The sequence below is a fragment of the Micromonospora terminaliae genome, from assembly GCF_009671205.1.
Lineage (GTDB): Bacteria > Actinomycetota > Actinomycetes > Mycobacteriales > Micromonosporaceae > Micromonospora > Micromonospora terminaliae.
Map to the genome: position 1 here is coordinate 376,101 of NZ_CP045309.1, position 17,288 is coordinate 393,388.

The 17,288-nt window shown below is 74.7% G+C and carries 17 protein-coding genes; 12 read left to right on the plus strand and 5 right to left on the minus strand.

All coding sequences use genetic code 11. The annotated features are described in order from the left end of the window. The first annotated feature begins 36 nt into the window (after window positions 1-36). The 9 genes from GCE86_RS01750 to GCE86_RS01790 all read left to right on the plus strand — a co-directional run bounded on the left by GCE86_RS01750 (window position 37) and on the right by GCE86_RS01790 (window position 9,799). Window positions 37-2,871, plus strand: a complete 2,835-nt coding sequence (locus GCE86_RS01750) for a Na+/H+ antiporter subunit A (RefSeq protein WP_154225274.1) — start codon at window positions 37-39, stop codon at window positions 2,869-2,871. Continuing rightward, the gene (locus GCE86_RS01755) at window positions 2,868-3,350 is read left to right on the plus strand and encodes a Na(+)/H(+) antiporter subunit C (RefSeq protein WP_154225275.1); all 483 of its coding nucleotides are present in this window, start codon (window positions 2,868-2,870) and stop codon (window positions 3,348-3,350) included. The genes GCE86_RS01750 and GCE86_RS01755 overlap by 4 nt, the downstream gene beginning before the upstream one ends. Window positions 3,351-3,405: 55 nt before the next feature. Continuing rightward, window positions 3,406-4,902, plus strand: coding sequence for a Na+/H+ antiporter subunit D (locus tag GCE86_RS01760; protein ID WP_154225276.1), 1,497 nt, complete (start codon window positions 3,406-3,408; stop codon window positions 4,900-4,902). Then, window positions 4,899-5,555 carry a Na+/H+ antiporter subunit E gene (locus GCE86_RS01765; protein WP_154225277.1) on the plus strand — a complete coding sequence of 219 codons (657 nt, stop codon included), beginning with the start codon at window positions 4,899-4,901 and terminating at the stop codon, window positions 5,553-5,555. Before GCE86_RS01760 ends, GCE86_RS01765 begins: the two co-directional genes overlap by 4 nt. After that, window positions 5,552-5,815 carry an MrpF/PhaF family protein gene (locus GCE86_RS01770; protein ID WP_154225278.1) on the plus strand — a complete coding sequence of 88 codons (264 nt, stop codon included), beginning with the start codon at window positions 5,552-5,554 and terminating at the stop codon, window positions 5,813-5,815. Before GCE86_RS01765 ends, GCE86_RS01770 begins: the two co-directional genes overlap by 4 nt. Window positions 5,816-5,873: 58 nt before the next feature. After that, window positions 5,874-6,203, plus strand: coding sequence for a monovalent cation/H(+) antiporter subunit G (gene mnhG, locus GCE86_RS01775; protein WP_154225279.1), 330 nt, complete (start codon window positions 5,874-5,876; stop codon window positions 6,201-6,203). Window positions 6,204-6,364: 161 nt separating this feature from the next. Further along, window positions 6,365-7,720, plus strand: coding sequence for a hemolysin family protein (locus GCE86_RS01780; RefSeq protein WP_154225280.1), 1,356 nt, complete (start codon window positions 6,365-6,367; stop codon window positions 7,718-7,720). Further along, entirely contained in the window at window positions 7,717-8,781 is a 1,065-nt protein-coding gene (locus GCE86_RS01785) for a hemolysin family protein (RefSeq protein WP_154225281.1), read from the plus strand. The genes GCE86_RS01780 and GCE86_RS01785 overlap by 4 nt, the downstream gene beginning before the upstream one ends. Before the next feature lie 91 nt (window positions 8,782-8,872). Beyond that, window positions 8,873-9,799 carry a sporulation protein gene (locus GCE86_RS01790; RefSeq protein WP_154225282.1) on the plus strand — a complete coding sequence of 309 codons (927 nt, stop codon included), beginning with the start codon at window positions 8,873-8,875 and terminating at the stop codon, window positions 9,797-9,799. Between the two features lie 31 nt (window positions 9,800-9,830). On the opposite strand, the gene leuE is transcribed toward GCE86_RS01790, so the two are convergent. Together leuE and GCE86_RS01800 are read right to left on the minus strand one after the other, a co-directional pair. Beyond that, window positions 9,831-10,499 (minus strand): leucine efflux protein LeuE, encoded by a 669-nt coding sequence (leuE, locus tag GCE86_RS01795; protein WP_154225283.1) that lies wholly within the window; start codon window positions 10,497-10,499, stop codon window positions 9,831-9,833. Further along, window positions 10,496-11,743 carry a bifunctional pyridoxamine 5'-phosphate oxidase family protein/GNAT family N-acetyltransferase gene (locus tag GCE86_RS01800; protein ID WP_154225284.1) on the minus strand — a complete coding sequence of 416 codons (1,248 nt, stop codon included), beginning with the start codon at window positions 11,741-11,743 and terminating at the stop codon, window positions 10,496-10,498. Before GCE86_RS01800 ends, leuE begins: the two co-directional genes overlap by 4 nt. A gap of 38 nt (window positions 11,744-11,781) precedes the next feature. Here GCE86_RS01800 and GCE86_RS01805 point away from each other — a divergent pair, with 38 nt between their 5' ends. Next, on the plus strand, window positions 11,782-13,119 hold the full coding sequence (locus tag GCE86_RS01805; RefSeq protein ID WP_154225285.1) for an aminotransferase class I/II-fold pyridoxal phosphate-dependent enzyme: 1,338 nt from the start codon (window positions 11,782-11,784) through the stop codon (window positions 13,117-13,119). 226 nt (window positions 13,120-13,345) lie between these two features. Beyond that, complete coding sequence (locus tag GCE86_RS01810; RefSeq protein ID WP_154225286.1) at window positions 13,346-14,044, plus strand: UdgX family uracil-DNA binding protein; 699 nt, start codon at window positions 13,346-13,348, stop codon at window positions 14,042-14,044. Here the strand turns inward: GCE86_RS01810 and GCE86_RS01815 are convergent. Then, entirely contained in the window at window positions 14,041-14,694 is a 654-nt protein-coding gene (locus GCE86_RS01815; protein WP_154225287.1) for a 4a-hydroxytetrahydrobiopterin dehydratase, read from the minus strand. The two genes, GCE86_RS01810 and GCE86_RS01815, sit on opposite strands and share 4 nt — an antisense overlap. Before the next feature lie 94 nt (window positions 14,695-14,788). Between GCE86_RS01815 and GCE86_RS01820 the strand changes: the two genes are divergently transcribed. After that, window positions 14,789-15,526, plus strand: a complete 738-nt coding sequence (locus tag GCE86_RS01820) for a GNAT family N-acetyltransferase (RefSeq protein WP_163636816.1) — start codon at window positions 14,789-14,791, stop codon at window positions 15,524-15,526. A 37-nt stretch (window positions 15,527-15,563) separates the two neighbouring features. On the opposite strand, the gene GCE86_RS01825 is transcribed toward GCE86_RS01820, so the two are convergent. Both GCE86_RS01825 and GCE86_RS01830 read right to left on the minus strand, forming a co-directional pair. Further along, a complete protein-coding gene (locus GCE86_RS01825; protein WP_154225289.1) occupies window positions 15,564-16,376 on the minus strand; it encodes an ABC transporter permease in 813 nt (270 codons plus the stop codon). Beyond that, window positions 16,373-17,287, minus strand: a complete 915-nt coding sequence (locus tag GCE86_RS01830; protein WP_154225290.1) for an ABC transporter permease — start codon at window positions 17,285-17,287, stop codon at window positions 16,373-16,375. The genes GCE86_RS01825 and GCE86_RS01830 overlap by 4 nt, the downstream gene beginning before the upstream one ends. Between the last annotated feature and the right edge of the window lies 1 nt (window position 17,288).

A 17,288-nucleotide genomic window follows, 5' to 3' on the forward strand; every position in this document is an offset into this window, starting at 1 on the left:
TGCCCCGGCGCGCTGTCACCTCGACCGGGAGTGCGCGTGCTCGTCCTGCTGATCCTGCACCTGGTGGCGGCCCTGTCCGCCCCGCTGCTGGTCCGCCGGTGGGGCCCCCGCGCGTGCCTGCTGCTCGCGCTCGCGCCGGCCGCCACCTTCGGCTGGGCCGTGGCGCACACCGGGGCGGTCCGCGCGGGCGGGGCGGTGGTCGAGACGTACCCGTGGGTTCCGGAGCTCCGGCTCGACGTGGCGCTGCGGGTCACCACCCTGTCCTGGCTGATGCTGCTGCTGGTCGGCGGCGTCGGCGCGCTGGTGCTGGTCTACTCGGCCCGCTACTTCCACGCGGGCTCGGCGGGCCTGGCCCGGTTCGCGGCCGTCCTGGTGGCCTTCGCCGGGGCCATGGTCGGCCTGGTCGTCTCCGACGACCTGCTGCTGCTCTACGTCTTCTGGGAGCTGACCACGGTCTTCTCCTACCTGCTGATCGGGCACAGCACCGAGCGGCGGTCCAGCCGGTGGGCGGCGGCCCAGGCCCTGACCGTCACCACCCTCGGCGGGCTGGCCATGCTTGTCGGTTTCCTGCTGCTCGGTCACCACGTGGGCAGCTACCGCTGGTCGGTCGTCACGGCCGCGCCGCTGCCCGGCGGCGGCTACCTGGTGGTCGCCGTGCTGCTCGTCCTCACCGGCGCCCTCGCGAAGTCCGCGGTCTTCCCGTTCACCTCGTGGCTGCCGGTGGCGATGGCGGCACCCACCCCGGTCAGCGCCTACCTGCACGCGGCCGCCATGGTGAAGGCCGGGGTGTTCCTCGTCGGGCTGCTCGGGCCGGCGCTCGCCCCGGCCGGGCCGTGGCGGCCGGTCACCGTGGTCGCCGGGCTGGTCACCCTGGTCGCCGGGGGCTGGGCGGCGCTGCGGCAGACCGACCTCAAGCTGCTGCTGGCGTACGGGACGGTGAGCCAGCTCGGCCTGCTCACCGTGGTGCTCGGGGCAGGCACCCCGAAGGCGGCCCTCGCCGGTGCCGCCATGCTGCTGGCGCACGCGCTGTTCAAGGCCGCGCTCTTCCTCGTCGTCGGCATCCTCGACCACAGCGCCGGCAGCCGGGACCTCCGTGATCTGTCCGGCGTGGGCCGCAGCGCGCCGGTGCTCGCCACGGTCGCCGCGCTGGCCGCCGCCTCGATGGCGGGCGTGCCGCCGCTGCTCGGCTTCGTGGCCAAGGAGGCGGTGCTCGGCGCGTTCACCGGGCGGCCGGTGGTGCTCGCCGGGCTGGTCGTGGGCAGCGCGCTGACCGTCGCGTACAGCATCCGGTTCCTCTGGGGCGCGTTCGCGTCGCGGCCGGGCGTCCCGGTGACCGACGTGGAGCCGCCGCCCGCCGCCATGCTCGTACCCCCGGCCCTGCTCGCCGTCGCCGGACTGGCCGCCGGTCCGGCCGCCGGCTGGCTGGGTGGCCTGCTGCGCCCGTACGCCGAGCTGTTCGGTCCGGTCGAGGAGAAACTCGCGCTCTGGCACGGGCCGACCGCGGCGCTCGGCCTCTCCGCCGTGGTGCTGGCCGGCGGGGCGGTGCTGCACCTGGTCCGTGGCCCGCTCGCCCCCGCGCTGACCCGGCTGCGCGCGCCGGTCGGTGGCAACCAGGGGTACGAGTGGATCACGCACCGGTTCGACCGGTTCGCCATCGAGGTCACCGGCGCCACCCAGCGCGGCGCCCTGCCGCAGTACCTCGGCACCGTGCTCGTCGTCCTGGTGCTCGTGCCGGGCGGCGCCATGCTGGTCACCCGGCCCTGGCGCACCGAGATCGCCGTGTGGGACAACCCGACCCAGCTCGTGGTCTGCGTGGTCATCGCGGTGGCCGCGCTGCTCGCGGTGGGCGCCCGGCGCCGGCTCACCGCCATGCTGCTGGTCGGGGTGACCGGCTACGGCACCGCCATGATGTTCGTCCTCTACGGCGCTCCCGACGTGGCGCTCACCCAGTTCCTCGTGGAGACCGCCACCATCGCCGTCTTCGTGCTGGTGCTGCGCCGGCTGCCGGAACGCTTCTCGGCCCGCCCGCTGCGCCGCAGCCGCTGGGTACGCCGGGGCATCGGGGCGGCCGCCGGCCTGGTCATGGCCGGGCTGGCGCTGGCCGCGGCCGGCGCGCGGCGGGAGCCGTCGGTCTCGGCGGCCTTCCCCGACCTGGCCGTGGCGCAGGGCTACGGCCGCAACGTGGTCAACGTGACGCTGGTCGACATCCGGGCCTGGGACACCATGGGTGAGATCGCGGTGCTCGTGGTGACCGCGACCGGGGTGGCCAGCCTGATCTTCGAGCGGTCCCGCACCGGGCCCCGCCCGCGCCGTCCCGACCCGGTGAGGTCGCTCCGGGACCGGCGGACGGTCTGGCTGCGTGGCGGGGCGACCCTGAACGAGCGCCGCCGCTCGATCGTCTTCGAGGTGGTCACCCGGCTGATCTTCCACACGGTGCTGCTGTTCTCCCTGTTCCTGCTCTTCTCCGGGCACAACGCCCCGGGCGGCGGGTTCTCCGGCGGCCTGGTCGCCGGCCTCGCGCTGACCGTCCGCTACCTGGCCGGCGGCCGGTACGAGCTGGCCGAGTCCGCCCCGGTCGGCGCCGGCACCGTGCTGGGCACGGGCCTGGCCGTCTCGGTCGGCGGCGGCGTGCTCGGGCTGCTCCTCTCCGGCCAGGTGCTGGAGAGCGTGAAGGTCAACCTCTGGCTGCCGCTGGTCGGCCACTTCTACCTGGTCACGTCGCTCTTCTTCGACATCGGCGTCTACCTCGTCGTGGTCGGGCTCGTGCTGGACATCCTGCGCAGCCTCGGCGCGGAGGTGGACCGGCACGTCGAGGCCGCCGGCGAGCCGGCGCGGGGGCTGGCCGTGCGGCGTGAGGGTGAGAGTTCATGACCCGGGGCGCGGCCGGGCCGACCCTGGTGCTGGTGATCGCCGTCGGGGTGCTCGTCGCGGCCGGGGTCACCCTGCTGCTGGAGCGCAGCCTGACCCGGATCCTGCTCGGCGTCATCCTGCTCGGCAACGGGGTGAACCTGCTCATCCTGCTCGGCGGCCGGTCGGGGGCCGCCCCGCTGGTGGGCACCGCGCCGGCCGCGGGCATGAGCGACGCGCTGCCGCAGGCCATGGTGCTCACCGCCGTGGTGATCACGTTCGGGCTGACCGCGTTCCTGCTCGCCGTGGCCTATCGGAGCTGGTACCTGTCCGGCGACGACGAGGTGCAGGACGACCTGGAGGACCGCCAGATCGTCCGGCTCGCCGACCGCAACGAGGTGTCCACGGCGGACCTCGGCGGCGAGGGTCCGGACAACGATCCGGAGCAGGTCGACCCGGAACCGGCGCTGCGCCGCCTGCGCCGGCGGGGCGAGGACCAGTGAGCGCGAGATGTGAGCCGGGTCTGCGAGCCCGGCAGTTGCGAACGAAGGCCAGCGCATGACCCGGGCGCTGGTGCCGCTGCCGGTGGTGGTGCCGCTGCTCGGCGCGGCGCTCACCCTGATCCTGACCAACCGGCCCCGGTTGCAGCGGTCGGTCAGCGTGCTCGGGCTGACCACCACCCTGGTGGTGGCGGTGGTGCTGCTGGTCGAGGCGTACCGGCACGGGCCCGTCGTGGTCCGGGTGGCCGGCTGGCCGCCGCCGGTCGGCATCGTGCTGGTCGCCGACCAGTTGGCCGCGCTGATGCTGGTGGTCTCCTCGGCGGTCACCCTCTGCGTGCTGCTCTACTCGATCGGCCAGGGGCGGGGGGAGACCAGCGAGAGCGCCCCGGTGAGCATCTACCACCCCACCTACCTGGTGCTCACCGCCGGCGTGACCAACGCCTTCCTGGCCGGGGACCTGTTCAACCTGTTCGTCGGCTTCGAGATCCTGCTGGCCGCGAGCTTCGTGCTGATCACCCTCGGCGGCACGGAGGTCCGGATCCGCACCGGCTCGACGTACGTGGTGGTCAGCATCCTGTCGTCGATGATCTTCCTGGCCGCGCTGGGGCTCGTGTACGCGGCCACCGGCACCGTCAACATGGCGCAGCTCGCCGGCCGGCTGGACGCCCTGCCGTCCGGCGTACGCCTGGCGTTGCAGCTCACCCTGCTGCTCGCCTTCGGCATCAAGGCGGCGGTCTTCCCGGTCTCCGCCTGGCTGCCGGACAGCTACCCGACCGCACCGGCCCCGGTGACCGCGGTCTTCGCCGGCCTGCTCACCAAGGTCGGCGTGTACGCGATCATCCGCACCGAGACGCTGCTCTTCCCCGGCGGGCAGGTCGCCAACCTGCTCATGGTGGTGGCCGGGCTGACCATGGTGGTCGGCATCCTCGGCGCGGCGGCCCAGTCCGACATGAAGCGGCTCTTCTCCTTCACCCTCGTGAGCCACATCGGCTACATGATCTTCGGGGTGGCGCTGAGCAGCGTCGCGGGCCTGGCCGGGGCGATCTTCTACGTGGTGCACCACATCACCATCCAGACCACGCTGTTCCTGGTCGCCGGCCTGGTCGAGGAGCGCGCCGGCAGCACCGACCTGCGCCGGCTCGGCGGGCTGGCCCGGATCGCCCCGCTGCTCGCCGTGCTCTTCTTCGTCCCGGCCATGAACCTGGCCGGCATCCCGCCGTTCTCCGGCTTCCTCGGCAAGCTCGGCCTGCTCCAGGCCGGTGTGGCGGCCGGCGGGACGCTGCCCGCCGTGCTCGTGGGGGCGGGCGCGCTGACCAGCCTGCTCACCCTCTACGCCGCCTCCCGGGTGTGGAACATCGCGTTCTGGCGGGCGCCGCGGCTGGCCACCTCCGGCCCGCCCGTCCGGCTGCCCGGGCTGATGGTCGGTGCCACCGCCGCCCTGGTGCTGCTCGGCCTGGTGCTCACCCTGGCCGCCGGGCCGCTGTTCCGGGTCACCGTGGACGCGGCCACCGACCTGCGCCAGCGCACCCCGTACGTCCGGGCGGTCCTGCCGTGACCGACGACCCGCCCCCGGGCCGGGCGGCCGGCGACGCGGAACCGCCGGACACGCCGCCGCCGGTCCACCTCGCGCCCGACGCGCCCGCTCCCGCCGTGGGCCGGGGCGGGCGGCGTCGCGACCAGGCCATCGCGCTCGGGTGGCTGGTCGCCATCTGGGTGCTCCTCTGGGGCGACCTGTCCTGGGGGAACCTGCTCGCCGGCCTGGTGATCGGCGCGGCCGTGCTGCTCTTCTTCCCGCTCCCGCCGGTCACCTTCGGCGGGCGGCTGCGCCCCGGCGCCCTGCTGGTCCTCGCGGTCACCTTCGCCGGCGAACTGGTCACCGCCAGCCTGCACGTCGCCGCCGTCGCGCTGCGCCCCGGCTACGTCCCGCGCGGCGCGGTCATCGCGGTGCCGCTGCGGGTCCGCACCGACCTCAACCTGGCGCTCACCGCCGAGGTGGTCTCCCTGGTGCCGGGGACCCTGATCCTCGAAGTGGACCGCGACCGGGGCGTGCTGTACGTGCACGTGCTCGACGTCCGCGGCCCGGAGGACCTGACCGCCAGCCGGGAGCGGGTCCTCGCCGTCGAACGGCGCGTCGTCCGCGCCGTCGGCTCCCCCGCGGAGGTACGCCGGCTCAACCCCGAACTCGTCGATCGGAGGAACCATCCGTGACCGCGCTGCTCGCCCTGGCGCTGACCGTGCTGCTCTCGGTCACCGCGCTGCTCGCCCTGGCCCGGATCTACCGCGGGCCGACCCTGCTCGACCGGGTCGTCGCCGCCGACCTGCTGCTGGCCACCATGCTCGGCGCGGTGGGCGCCGAGGCGGGGGTCAACGGGCACGCCAGCACCCTGCCCGTGCTGGTGGTGCTCTCGCTGCTCGGCTTCATCGGCTCGGTGTCGCTGGTGCGCTTCGCGGTCCGGGAGGAAGTGTGAGCGCGAGGAGTGTGCCGGGTCTGCGAGCCCCGCAGTCGCGAACGAGAGGAGGCACGGCATGAGCACGGTCGCCGACTGGCTCGGTGGGGCCTGCCTGCTGGCCGGGGGGCTGCTCAGCCTGGTCGCCGGGATCGGCGTGCTGCGCTTCCCGGACGTGCTGGCCCGGATGCACGCGGCCACGAAGCCGCAGGTGCTCGGCGTGCTCCTGCTGCTCGTCGGCATCGCGCTGCGGCTGCGTACGCCGTCGGACCTGGGCATGATCGCGCTGGTGGCGGTGTTCCAGCTGGCCACCGCGCCGGTCGCCGCGCAGATGATCGGGCGGGCCGCCTACCGCTCGGGGCGGATCGACCGGAAACTGCTGGACGCCGACGAGCTGGCCGGCCGCTGAACCGGACAGCGGGGAGCCTTCCGGCACCCTCAGCGAACGTCCAGCCGCCGCCGATAAAATGGCTGCATGATCGACTCCTCTGCCCAGGAGGGCAGCAGTAGCCAGCCGGGTCGTGCCCGGCAACCTCTGGACCCGACGGCCCCGGGAGCCCTGAACCTCCCGTGCTGATCCTCGTCGGACTCGTCCTCATCATCGTGCTCACCGCCGCCACCGGTTACTTCGTGGCCCAGGAGTTCGGTTACGTCGCCGTGGACCGGGGCAAGCTCAAGCAGCTCGCCGACGGTGGCGACCGCGCCGCCGCCCGGGCCCTGGAGGTGACCGGCCGGCTCTCGTTCATGCTCTCCGGCGCCCAGCTCGGCATCACCGTGACCGCCCTGCTGGTCGGTTACGCCGCCGAGCCGTACCTGGGCGCCGGTCTGGCCGACCTGCTCGGCGTGGCCGGCGTCTCCGACGCGGTGGCGCTGCCGCTGTCGGTGGCGCTCGCCCTGATCATCGCGACCGTCGTGCAGATGGTCCTCGGCGAGCTGGCCCCGAAGAACCTGGCCATCGCCCGCGCCGAGCCCCTGGCCCGGGCGCTCGCCCGGTCCACCCTCATGTACCTGCGGATCGCCGGACCGCTGATCACCCTCTTCGACCGGGCCGCCGTGCGGCTGCTGCGCCGGATCGGCATCGAGCCGATCGAGGAGCTGCCCAGCGGCGCCACCCCGGAGGACCTGGAGCAGATCATCGCGGAGTCCCGGGAGGAGGGGCGCCTGGACGCCGAGATGTCCGACCTGCTCGACCGGGGCCTCGACTTCCGGGAGCTGACCGCCGGGGAGGCCATGGTCCCCCGGGTCGACGTGCACACCGTACGGGCCGGCGAGCCGGTCAGCCGGGTCGTCGAGCTGCTCGACACCGGTCACTCCCGGTTCCCGGTGCGCGGCGCGGAAGGCGTCGACGACCTGGTCGGCGTCATCGGCATCGCCGACGTGCTCGGGGTGCCGCCGGCCGAGCGGGCGACCACCCGGGTCGCCGCGGTGGCCGTACCCCCGTTGCTGGTGCCGGAGACGCTGCCGCTGCCGACGGTGCTGGACCGGCTCCGGGTCGGGCACCGCCAGCTCGCCTGCGTGGTCGACGAGTACGGCGGCTTCGCCGGCGTGATCACGCTGGAGGACCTCGCCGAGGAGCTGGTCGGGCCGATCCGCGACGAGGACGACCCGCCGGAGCGCGCCCCCGCCCGGCAGGACGACGGCTCCTGGGTGGTGCCGGCCCGCTGGCGGATCGACGAGGTCGCCGACAGCACCGGCATCGCGCTGCCCGAGGCGCCCGAGTACGACACCCTCTCCGGCCTGGTCATGCGAGAGCTGGGCCGGGTGCCCGAGGTCGGCGACCGGCTGGAGATCGCGCTGGCCGTCGACGGCGAGGAGCCGGACACCGAGCCCCGCGCCCTGGTCGAGGTGCTCGCCGTGGACCGGCACGTGGCCGACTCCGTCCGGCTGCGGACCACGGCCGGCGTGCCCGGGGAGGAGGCGGCATGAGCCCCGGGTTCGCGCTCTTCTTCTCCGTGGTGCTGCTGGCGCTCAACGGCTTCTTCGTGGCGGCCGAGTTCGCGCTGGTCGCCGCCAAGCGGTACCGGCTGGAGCAGTCGGCGGCCGGCGGCGGCCGGGCGGCCCGCGCGGCGCTGGACGGCGTCCGCGAGCTGAGCCTCATGCTGGCCGGCGCCCAGCTCGGCATCACCCTGTGCACCCTGGGCCTCGGCGCGCTGGCCGAGCCGGCCATCGAGCACCTGCTCAGCCCGCTGCTGCACGCGGTCGGCCTGCCGGACGCGGTGAGCCACCTGGTCGGGCTGCTGTTCGCCCTGGCCCTGGTGACCTTCCTGCACCTGGTGGTCGGCGAGATGGCCCCGAAGTCCTGGGCGATCACCGACGCCGAGCGCTCGGCCATGCTGCTGGCGCTGCCGTTCCGGGCCTTCGCCCGGGTCGCCCGCCCGGTGCTGTCCGCGCTGAACGCCCTCGCGAACGCCGTGCTGCGGCTGTTCGGCGTACGCCAGCAGGACCAGCTCGCCCAGGTGCACGGCCCCGACGAGCTGCGCATCCTGCTGGAGCAGTCCCGCGAGCACGGGCTGCTCGGCGCCGAGCAGCACCAGCTGCTCACCAGCATGCTGGAGCTGCAGGGCACCCGGGTGGCGCAGGTGATGGAGCCGTTCGACCGGATCGTCACGGTGCGCCGGGACGACACCGCCGAGCGGATCGAGCACGTCTCCCGCGACAGCGGCCGGTCGCGGCTCGCCGTGGTCGACCGTGGTGGCGAGGTGTGCGGGCTCGTCCACGTCCGCGAGGCGGTCCGGGCGGTCACCACCGGCCGGCCGGCGACCGCCGAGGAGCTGATGACCCCGGCGTTCACGCTGCCCGGCGAGGCGTCGGTCACCGAGGCCGTCGCGGCCATGCGGGGCCGGCAGGCGCAGCTGGCGTTGGTCAGCAACGGCGGCGGCCCGACCCGCCCGATCGGCTTCGTGGCGCTGGAGGACCTCCTCGAGGAGGTCATCGGCGAGTTCGACGACGAGACCGACCCGGTGCCCCGCGGCCGCCGCATGCGCTGACGCTCCCGCTGCGGGCGCGCCCGGTGTCGCTCCGGCGACACCGGGCGCACCCGGCTCGCATGGGGGAGCGGGCGGTGGGAATGCCCGCGGCATGCGGCTGACCGGGGTGTCGTCGGAGTCCGTGTGGACCGGCCTGTCGGTGAGTACCACGCTGCCCAACCCGAGCACCCGCCCCGGCCTGCGCCTGCCCGGCCGGGTCACCCTGACGGCCGGCGGCACCGACGTGGCCGTCCGGCACATCCGCCTCGGGCTGGTCGCGCAGGCCGAGCCGGAGGACCCGGAGTCGCCGCGCCGGCTCGTGCAGTACCACCAGGTGCCGATCGCCGGCCGGTTCGTGGTGCCGGCCGGACGGCGGCGGGCCGTCGACTTCGCGATCCCGCTGCCCTGGGAGACCCCGGTGACCATGTTCGGCGGGGTGCCGCTCATGAGCCTGCGCACCGGGTTGCGCACCGAGGTCTCCGTCGACCCGGACCTGGACCAGGGCGCCATGGTGCCGGTGTTCGTCCACCCGCTGCCCACCCAGCAGCACATCCTCGCCGCGCTGGACACCCTGGGTTTCCTCATGCGGCAGGCCGGGCTCCAGTACGCGCGGCTGCCCGGGGTGGAGCAGGCGCTCCCGCTGTACGAGCGGCTGGGGTTCTGGGTGGCCCCGCTCTACGCCGGCCCGATCACCGAGCTGGAGGTGATCTTCGTGACCAACGCGGCGGGCCTGGAGGTGCTGCTCTGGATGGACCGGCGGCTCTCCCTGGCCGGGGTGACCCACCAGAGCATCAGCCGGTTCCGGGTCTGGCACGCCGGCGCCGACCGGCGGGACTGGGTCGCCACCGTGGACGGCTGGCTACGGAAGGCCATCGACCGGCACGCGGCGGCCGCCGCCCCCGAGGAATGGTCCGCCGCGATCCGGGAGTCCGCGCACGTCAGCCGCGCGCCGGACGAGCCGGTCGCGCCCGGCTACGGCCTGGGTGGCACGGCCGGCGGCGCGGGCGTGGGCGGCGGCGGAGGCAGCGACGGAACCTGATGCCGGCCGCCGCCCACGCCGGGAGGCCGGGTCAGACCGAGGCCGTGGCGAGCTTCAGGCTGAAGCCCAGGAAGAGCACGGCGACGGCGGTGGTGCCGGTCGCGGCCAGCCGCCGCCGGCGGTGGAACTGGGCGGCCAGGAACGTGCCGGTGAAGATCAGCGCGGTCAGGTAGAGCGCGCTGGTCACCTGCGCGATCAGCCCGAGCAGCAGGAACGACAGCGCCGGCCAGGCGTACCCGGGATCGACGAACTGGATGAAGAAGGAGATGAAGAACAGGATCGCCTTGGGGTTGAGCAGGCTGACCACCAGCGCCCGCCGGAACGGGTCGCGCACCGCCGCCGGCTCCGCCGCGTCGATGAGCCGCGGCGCCGCGGGGTCGTTGCGGTCGCGCCAGCGCCGCCACGCGCCGCGCAGCATGCTCAACCCCAACCAGCCGAGGTACGCGGCGCCGGCGTACTTGACCACGAGGAAGAGCGCCGGGTACGCCTTGAGCAGCGACGCCACCCCGGCGGCGGAGAGGATCATCAGCACCGAGTCGCCGACGAACACGCCCCCGGCGGCCCGGTAGCCGGCCGCCACCCCGCGGCGCGCCGCGGTGGACAGCACGAAGAGCGAGTTCGGCCCGGGCAGCAGCACGATCGCCACGGTGCCCAGCACGTACGTCCAGATGTCGGTGATCCCCAGCACGCCGGTCATCATGACGCCACAGGGGCCGCCGGGCGAAGCCGTTCCCGCAGCGTGACCTGTGCGTTTGGCCACTCCTCGGCGAGCATCGAGTAGAGGGCGGACTCCCGCCAGGTGCCGTCGGCGCGCCGTCGGTTGGACCGCAGAGTCCCCTCGCGGACCGCGCCGAGCCGCTCGATGGCCCGCTGCGAGCGCTCGTTGAGCGAGCTGGTCTGCCAGGTGACCCGGATGGCGTCGAGCTCCTCGAAGGCCCGGGTGAGCAGCAGCAGCTTCGCCTCGGTGTTGATCCCGGTGCGCCACCAGGGCCGGCCGAGCTGGGTGTAGCCGATCTCCACGGTCCGCAGCTCCGGGTCGGGCTGGTAGTAGGAGGTGGTGCCGACGACCGCGCCGGTCACCGCGCAGCGCTGCACCCAGGGCATCCGCACCCCGCGCCGGTGGGCGTCGAGCCCGGCCCGGATCTGGTCCGCCAGCTCCGCGACGCTGCCCGGGCGCGGGCTGCCGACGTACCGCCAGACCTCCTCGTCGTCGAGGGCGGCGTACAGCTCCTCGGCGTGGGACTCGTCGAGCGGCTCCAGCACGACGTGCTCGCCGCGCAGCACCACGGGCTCCAGCCACGGCGACGGCGCCGCCCGCAGGTACGGCGGCACGGGCGCGGTCACCCCGGCGGCCGGCTCGGGTAGGCCGGGGGTGAGCCGCAGCGGCACCACCCCGGCCCAGTACGGCAGGTCGCGGTCGGCGGGATCGTCGTTGGCCCCGGCGGCCCGGGCGCGGACCGACACCTCGCGCAGCGGCAGCGCCAGCACGGCCGTCTCGGCCAGCTCCCGCCGGCTCGGCGGCCGGCTGTCGGTGCTGCGCCCGGCGGCCACCTTCTCGACCAGCGCGGTGAGCACGGCGAGCTTCTCCCGCTCGTCGGTGACCAGGTGGGCGGTGCCGTGCGCGACCACGGACCGGTAGTTGGCGCTGTGGTTGAACTGGGAACGGGCGAAGACCAGCCCGTCGAGGTGGGTCACCGCGACGCAGATCGGCAGGCCGGCGTCGCCGCGGGCGGCGAGCAGCGGCCGGCTGCCGGTGGAGCCGTGCAGGTAGAGGGTGTCGCCGACGCGGACGTGCAGGGTGGGCAGCAGTCGCGGCTCGCCGTCCACGGTGAACCCGAGCGTGCAGTGGTACGCCTCGTCCAGGACGGCGTGCGCGGCGGCCTCGTCGTAGCTCATCCGGCCCCGCATGCGGGTGGCGGTGGTCCGTTCGGTCGGGGGGTACATGCGACATCCCACCTTTGTTCTAGTACAATCGCCAAACTGTGGCAGCACGTTATCAGATCAGCGGCTCCTCGTCGGCGGCGATTTCGGCGAGTGTGGAAAGCGGCATCCGGGCCGGCGACCTCGCCCCGGGCGACGCCCTGCCCGCCGTCCGCTCCCTCGCCACCGCGCTGGGCGTCAGCCCGGCCACCGTGGGGAAGGCGTACCAGGAACTGCGGCAGCGGGGCCTCGTCGTCACGGCCGGCCGGCACGGCACCCGGGTCCGCCCCCGGCCGCCGGTGGCCAGCCGCCGTTCCGCGCTGCTGCCCCCGCCGCTGCCCGGCACGCGCGACCTCTCCGCCGGCAACCCCGACAGCCGGCTGCTGCCGCCGCTCGGCCCGCACCTGGCCGCGCTGGCCGCCGAGTTCCGCACCCCCGGCGGCTACGCGGAGCGGGCCGTCCTGCCCGAGCTGGCCGCCGCCGCCCGCGACCGGCTCACCGCCGACGGGGTGCCCGCCGACGAGATCACCGTGACCGGTGGCGCGCTCGACGGCATCGAGCGCCTGCTCGCCGCCCACCTGCGCCCCGGCGACGCGGTCGCCGTCGAGGACCCGGGCTGGGCCAACCTCCTCGATTTGCTCGCCGCGCTCGGCCTGCGCGCCATCGGGGTGCCCGTCGACGACGAGGGGCCCACCGCGCCGGGGGTCCGGGCCGCGCTGGCCGCCGGCGCCCGCGCGCTGATCGTGACCAGCCGGGCCCAGAACCCCACCGGCGCCGCGGTCTCCGCCGGCCGGGCCGCCGAGCTGCGTACGCTCCTCGCCGGCCGCGCCGACCTGCTGCTGATCGAGGACGACCACGCCGCCGAGCTGGCCCGCGTACCCCTGCACCCGCTCGCCGGGGCGACCCCGGCGTGGGCCTTCGTCCGGTCGGTGAGCAAGCCCTACGGCCCCGATCTGCGGCTCGCCGTGCTCGCCGGCGACGAGGCCACCGTGGCCCGGGTGGCCGGCCGGGCCCGGGTCGGCGCCGGCTGGGTCTCCACCGTCCTGCAACGCCTGGTCCTGGCGCTCTGGCGCGATCCGGCCACCGCCGGCCTGGTGGGCCGCGCGGCGGAGAGCTACGAGCGGCGGCGCGACGGGCTGGTCGACGCCCTCGCGGCGCGCGGGCTGGCCGCGCACGGGCGGACCGGCATCAACGTGTGGGTGCCGGTGCCGGACGAGACGGTCGCGGTCACCGCCCTGCGGGACGCCGGCTGGTCGGTGGCGCCCGGCGCGCTGAACCGGATCGCGGCCGCGCCCGGCGTGCGGATCACCGTCAGCCGGCTCGACGAGGCCGACCTCGGCCCGCTGGCCGACGCGGTGGCCCGCGCGGTCCGGCCGGCGCCCGCCGGGTTCACCACCTGAGCCGCGGCATGGCCGGGCCGCCCGCGGGTAACCGCGGCCGGGAGGTGCGTGGCATGGCTTCGAACAGATCCCGGACCGGTCTCTGGATCGGCGTGGCGGCAGTCGTGATCATTCTGGTGATCATCGCGATCGCGCTGGCCTCGCGCGGCGGTGGCGGCGGCTCCGGCTACTGACGGCGGTCCGGGCGCATCCGGCGTCGATGCCGAAACCGGTATATAAAGCTGGCATGGCCGAGACTGAGAACGCCCCCGGAGCCCAGGAGTTCATCCCGCCGCAGGCGGACACCATCGACGAGCTGCGCGACGCCGCGGCCGGCTGCCGGGGCTGCGAGCTCTACCGGGACGCCTCTCAGACGGTGTTCGGCCGGGGCGACGAGAGCGCCCGGGTGGTCTTCGTCGGGGAGCAGCCGGGCGACATGGAGGACCAGAAGGGGCTGCCGTTCGTCGGCCCGGCCGGCCGGCTGTTGCGCAAGGCCGTGGACGACGCCGGCATCGACCCCGGCCACATCTACCTCACCAACGCCGTGAAGCACTTCCGCTTCGAACTGCGCGGTAAGCGGCGGATCCACCAGACGCCCGACCGGGTGCACATCACCGCCTGCCGGCCGTGGCTGGTGGCCGAGTTCGCCCGGCTGCACCCGGAGATCGTGGTGGTGCTCGGCGCCACCGCCGCCAAGGCCCTGCTCGGCCCGGCCTTCCGGGTGACGAAGCAGCGCGGCGAGCTGCTGCCCTGGCCGGCCGCCGCCCAGCACCCGGAGGACTTCGCCCGGGTCCCGGTCGACAACACCGGAAAGGTCGCCGACGCACCGGACGCCCGGCTGCTGGCCACCATCCACCCCTCCGCGGTGCTGCGCGCCGACAACCAGGACGTCGCGTACGACGGGCTCGTGAAGGACCTGAAGGTGGCCGCCCGCGCCCTGCGCTAGTCGCGGCCCTGCCAGGTGCAGAGGCAGACCCGGTTGCCGTCGGAGTCGGCGAGCACCCAGAAGTGCGGCGCCGCCGCATCGCCGACCAGCGTCCCGCCGGCGGCCAGCGCGGCCTCGATGCGCGATGCCACCTCCACCGGGTCCACCCACACGTCGGGGTGCCAACGCTGGCGGGGCTCCTCGCGGCCGGACTCCTGGAACCACACCGTGGGCAGCGCGCCGGCCGGATCCCGCACCTCGTCACCGAACCCGGGACCGGCCAGGTGCTCCCCGGCCAGCACCGCCCGCCAGAACGGCAGCACGGCGGCGAAGTCGGGGCTGTCCAGGGCGAGTTCGAGCCGGGACACGCCGGTGTGCGCCGGCGACAGGCCGGCCTCGGCCGCGAGCGCGGAGATGGCCCGGGCCAGCCGGACGTCGCGGTCGGTGACCCCGCGCGCGTCGTGCGACCAGAGCCGCACGTCGACGTGGGTGTAGCGCAGGTCCAGGTCGGGATGGTGGTCCCGCCGCTCGGCCTCCGCGCCGATGGCGTCCACGAGGGACAGCCCGGCCGCGAAGTCCGGCGTACGGATGCGGGTGTGCAGGGCACCCAGCAGGTAGGTCCAGCCGTCCAGTTGCTCGTCGGCGATCTGTTCTCCGGTCAGCGTGGTCATCCCGCCATGCTGGCGTACCCCGCCGGAACGGACCAGCCCGACGGCAGCGAAATGGACCTGCACGATGCCGGCCGGCGGCCCTAGCGTCGAGGGCATGACGAGTGATCTTGAGCTGTCCGTCCGGAACGCCGCCGCCATGTGGACGGCGCTCGCCGAGAGCCGCGGGCACCGGCTGCTGCGCCGGCCGGGATTCCTCGCCGTGCTGGGCGACGCGCCCGCCGGGCTGCGGATCCTTCTGCGCGACCCGGACCCGTCCCCGGACGACCGGGCCGCGCTGGCCGCGCTGGTCCGCGGGCGGACCGGTCCGGTCGTCGTCGAGGACCAGTACGCGTGCCTCGACCTCGCCGACCTCGGCCTGACCCCGCGCACCCTGCCGGTGATGATCCGCCGCCCCGGGCCGGTGCCCGACCCGTCGCTGCCGGTCACCCCGGTCGAGCACGACCACCAACTGGCCGTCGCCGAGGACGTGGTGGTGCACGCCTTCCCGCTGGAGCCGTTCCAGCCCTACCGCCCGGGGCAGGCGTTCCCGCGCGCCCTGCTGGACCGGCCGGAGGTTCGGTTCTTCCTGGTCCACCGGGACGTCGCCGGCGCCACCGGGCCGGCTGCCACGCCGGCCGGGGCCTGCCTGACCGTCCGGGACGAGGGCGTCGGCCTCTACTGGATGACCAGCCTGCCCGCGCACCGCTCGCAGGGCGTGGGCCGCGCCCTGCTGCACGGCGTGCTCGCCCGGTTCGGCGACGCCCCCATGACGCTCACCGCAGCCCGCGCCGGCCGCCCGCTCTACGACTCGCTCGGCTTCATTCCGGTGGCCGACGCCACCTGGTGGGGCTGAGCCGCCCGCACCGGGGAGCGTGGGCGGCGGCGGGCGCTCAGAGGCGGCCGCCGCTGGCCGTGTCGGAGAGCCGCTGGGCCAGGTAGATCGGCACCACCGAGGCGACGATGAGCACGGCGGCCACCACGTTGATGACCGGCGCCTGGTTCGGCCGGAACAGGTTGCTGAAGATCCAGATCGGCAGGGTCTGCACGCCCGGACCGGCGGTGAACGTGGTGACGATGATCTCGTCGAAGGAGAGCCCGAACGCCAGCAGCGCGCCGGCCAGCAGCGCCGAGCGCAGCACCGGGAACGTCACGTACCGGAAGGTCTGCCAGCCGTCGGCGCCCAGGTCGGCCGACGCCTCCTGGAGGTTGCCGCCCGACCGGCGCAGCCGGGCCAGCACGTTGTTGTAGACGACGACCACGCAGAACGTCGCGTGCCCGACGATGACCGAGAAGAGCCCCTTGCCGACGCCGAGCGGCGCCATCACCGAGCGGAACGCGGTGTCCAGGGCGATGCCGGTGACGATGCCAGGGAGCGCGATCGGCAGCACGACCAGCAGCGACACGGTCTCCCGACCGAAGAACCGGTACCGCTGCACGGCGAAGGCGACCAGGGAACCGAGCAGCAGCGCGACGCCGGTCGCACCCAGCCCGGCCTGGACCGACGTCCACAGCGCCTCCCGGGCGCCCGCGTTCTCCCCGGCGCGTACCCACCACTCGGTGGTCCAGCGGGGCGGGGGCCAGGCGAACGTGCGGTCGGCGTTGAACGAGTTGACCAGCACGATGGAGAGCGGCAGGTAGATGAAGGCCAGGCCGAGCGCCATCGCCCCGCGCAGCAGCCAGCGCGCCGACCGGGAGAGCGTCACAACTCCTCCAGGGCCCCGGACCGCCGTACGGCGACCAGGTAGACGACCATGATCAGGACCGGGATGGTGGCCAGCGCGGCGGCGAACGGCAGGTTGTTCGCCGCCCCGATGTTGACGTAGACGAGGTTGCCGATGAGCTGCGTCTTGCCGCCCACGATCTGCACGGTGATGTAGTCACCCAGCGAGAGCGAGAAGGTGAAGATCGAGCCGGCGATCACCGACGGGACCACCACCGGCAGCACCACGGCGCGGAACGTCCGGCCCGCCCGGGCGCCGAGGTCGGCCGACGCCTCCAGCAGCGAGTCGGGCAGCCGCTCCAGGCCCGCGTAGATCGGCAGGATCATGTACGGCAGCCAGAGGTAGGCCAGCACCAGTACGGTCGCGCCCAGCCCGTACCCCGGGCCGCTGCCCGGCCCGCCGAACAGCCAGTCCACCGGCCCGCCGTTGGCCAGCAGCACCCGCCAGGCGTACGCCTTGACCAGGTAGCTGGCCCAGAGCGGGGTGAGGATGGCGACCACCAGCCAGCGTCGGTGGCGGGGCTTGGCGACCTTCGCCATGTAGAAGGCCATCGGCAGGGCGATCAGGGTGTCGATCACGGTCACCCCGGCGGCCACGCCGACGCTGCGCAGCGCGACCGTCCGGTAGACCTCGTCGGTGACGATGGTGCGGAAGTTGTCCAGCGTGGGCTGGCGGACGACCTCCCCGGTGAACCCGTTGACCGTCCAGAGTGCCGAGACGAACAGCACGGCCAGCGAACCCAGGTAGGCGATCACCAGCCAGAACAGCGGCGCGGTGAGCAGGGCGGCGAGGCGTACCCCGGCGTGCCGGTGCAGCCAGGCCGAGAGCCGGCGGACCGGCCCGCGGAGGGCGGTGGTGCCGCCCGCGGGCCGGTCGAGCGTGGAGGTGGCCACC

Bases quoted from the DNA above. Each gene is read 5' to 3' on its own strand.
- GCE86_RS01755 (WP_154225275.1), top strand. From the start codon at position 2,868: ATGACCCGGGGCGCGGCCGGGCCGACCCTGGTGCTGGTGATCGCCGTC.
- GCE86_RS01760 (WP_154225276.1), top strand. From the start codon at position 3,406: ATGACCCGGGCGCTGGTGCCGCTGCCGGTGGTGGTGCCGCTGCTCGGC.
- mnhG (WP_154225279.1), top strand. From the start codon at position 5,874: ATGAGCACGGTCGCCGACTGGCTCGGTGGGGCCTGCCTGCTGGCCGGG.
- GCE86_RS01785 (WP_154225281.1), top strand. From the start codon at position 7,717: ATGAGCCCCGGGTTCGCGCTCTTCTTCTCCGTGGTGCTGCTGGCGCTC.
- GCE86_RS01790 (WP_154225282.1), top strand. From the start codon at position 8,873: ATGCGGCTGACCGGGGTGTCGTCGGAGTCCGTGTGGACCGGCCTGTCG.
- leuE (WP_154225283.1), bottom strand. From the start codon at position 10,499: ATGATGACCGGCGTGCTGGGGATCACCGACATCTGGACGTACGTGCTG.
- GCE86_RS01800 (WP_154225284.1), bottom strand. From the start codon at position 11,743: ATGTACCCCCCGACCGAACGGACCACCGCCACCCGCATGCGGGGCCGG.
- GCE86_RS01810 (WP_154225286.1), top strand. From the start codon at position 13,346: ATGGCCGAGACTGAGAACGCCCCCGGAGCCCAGGAGTTCATCCCGCCG.
- GCE86_RS01815 (WP_154225287.1), bottom strand. From the start codon at position 14,694: ATGACCACGCTGACCGGAGAACAGATCGCCGACGAGCAACTGGACGGC.
- GCE86_RS01820 (WP_163636816.1), top strand. From the start codon at position 14,789: ATGACGAGTGATCTTGAGCTGTCCGTCCGGAACGCCGCCGCCATGTGG.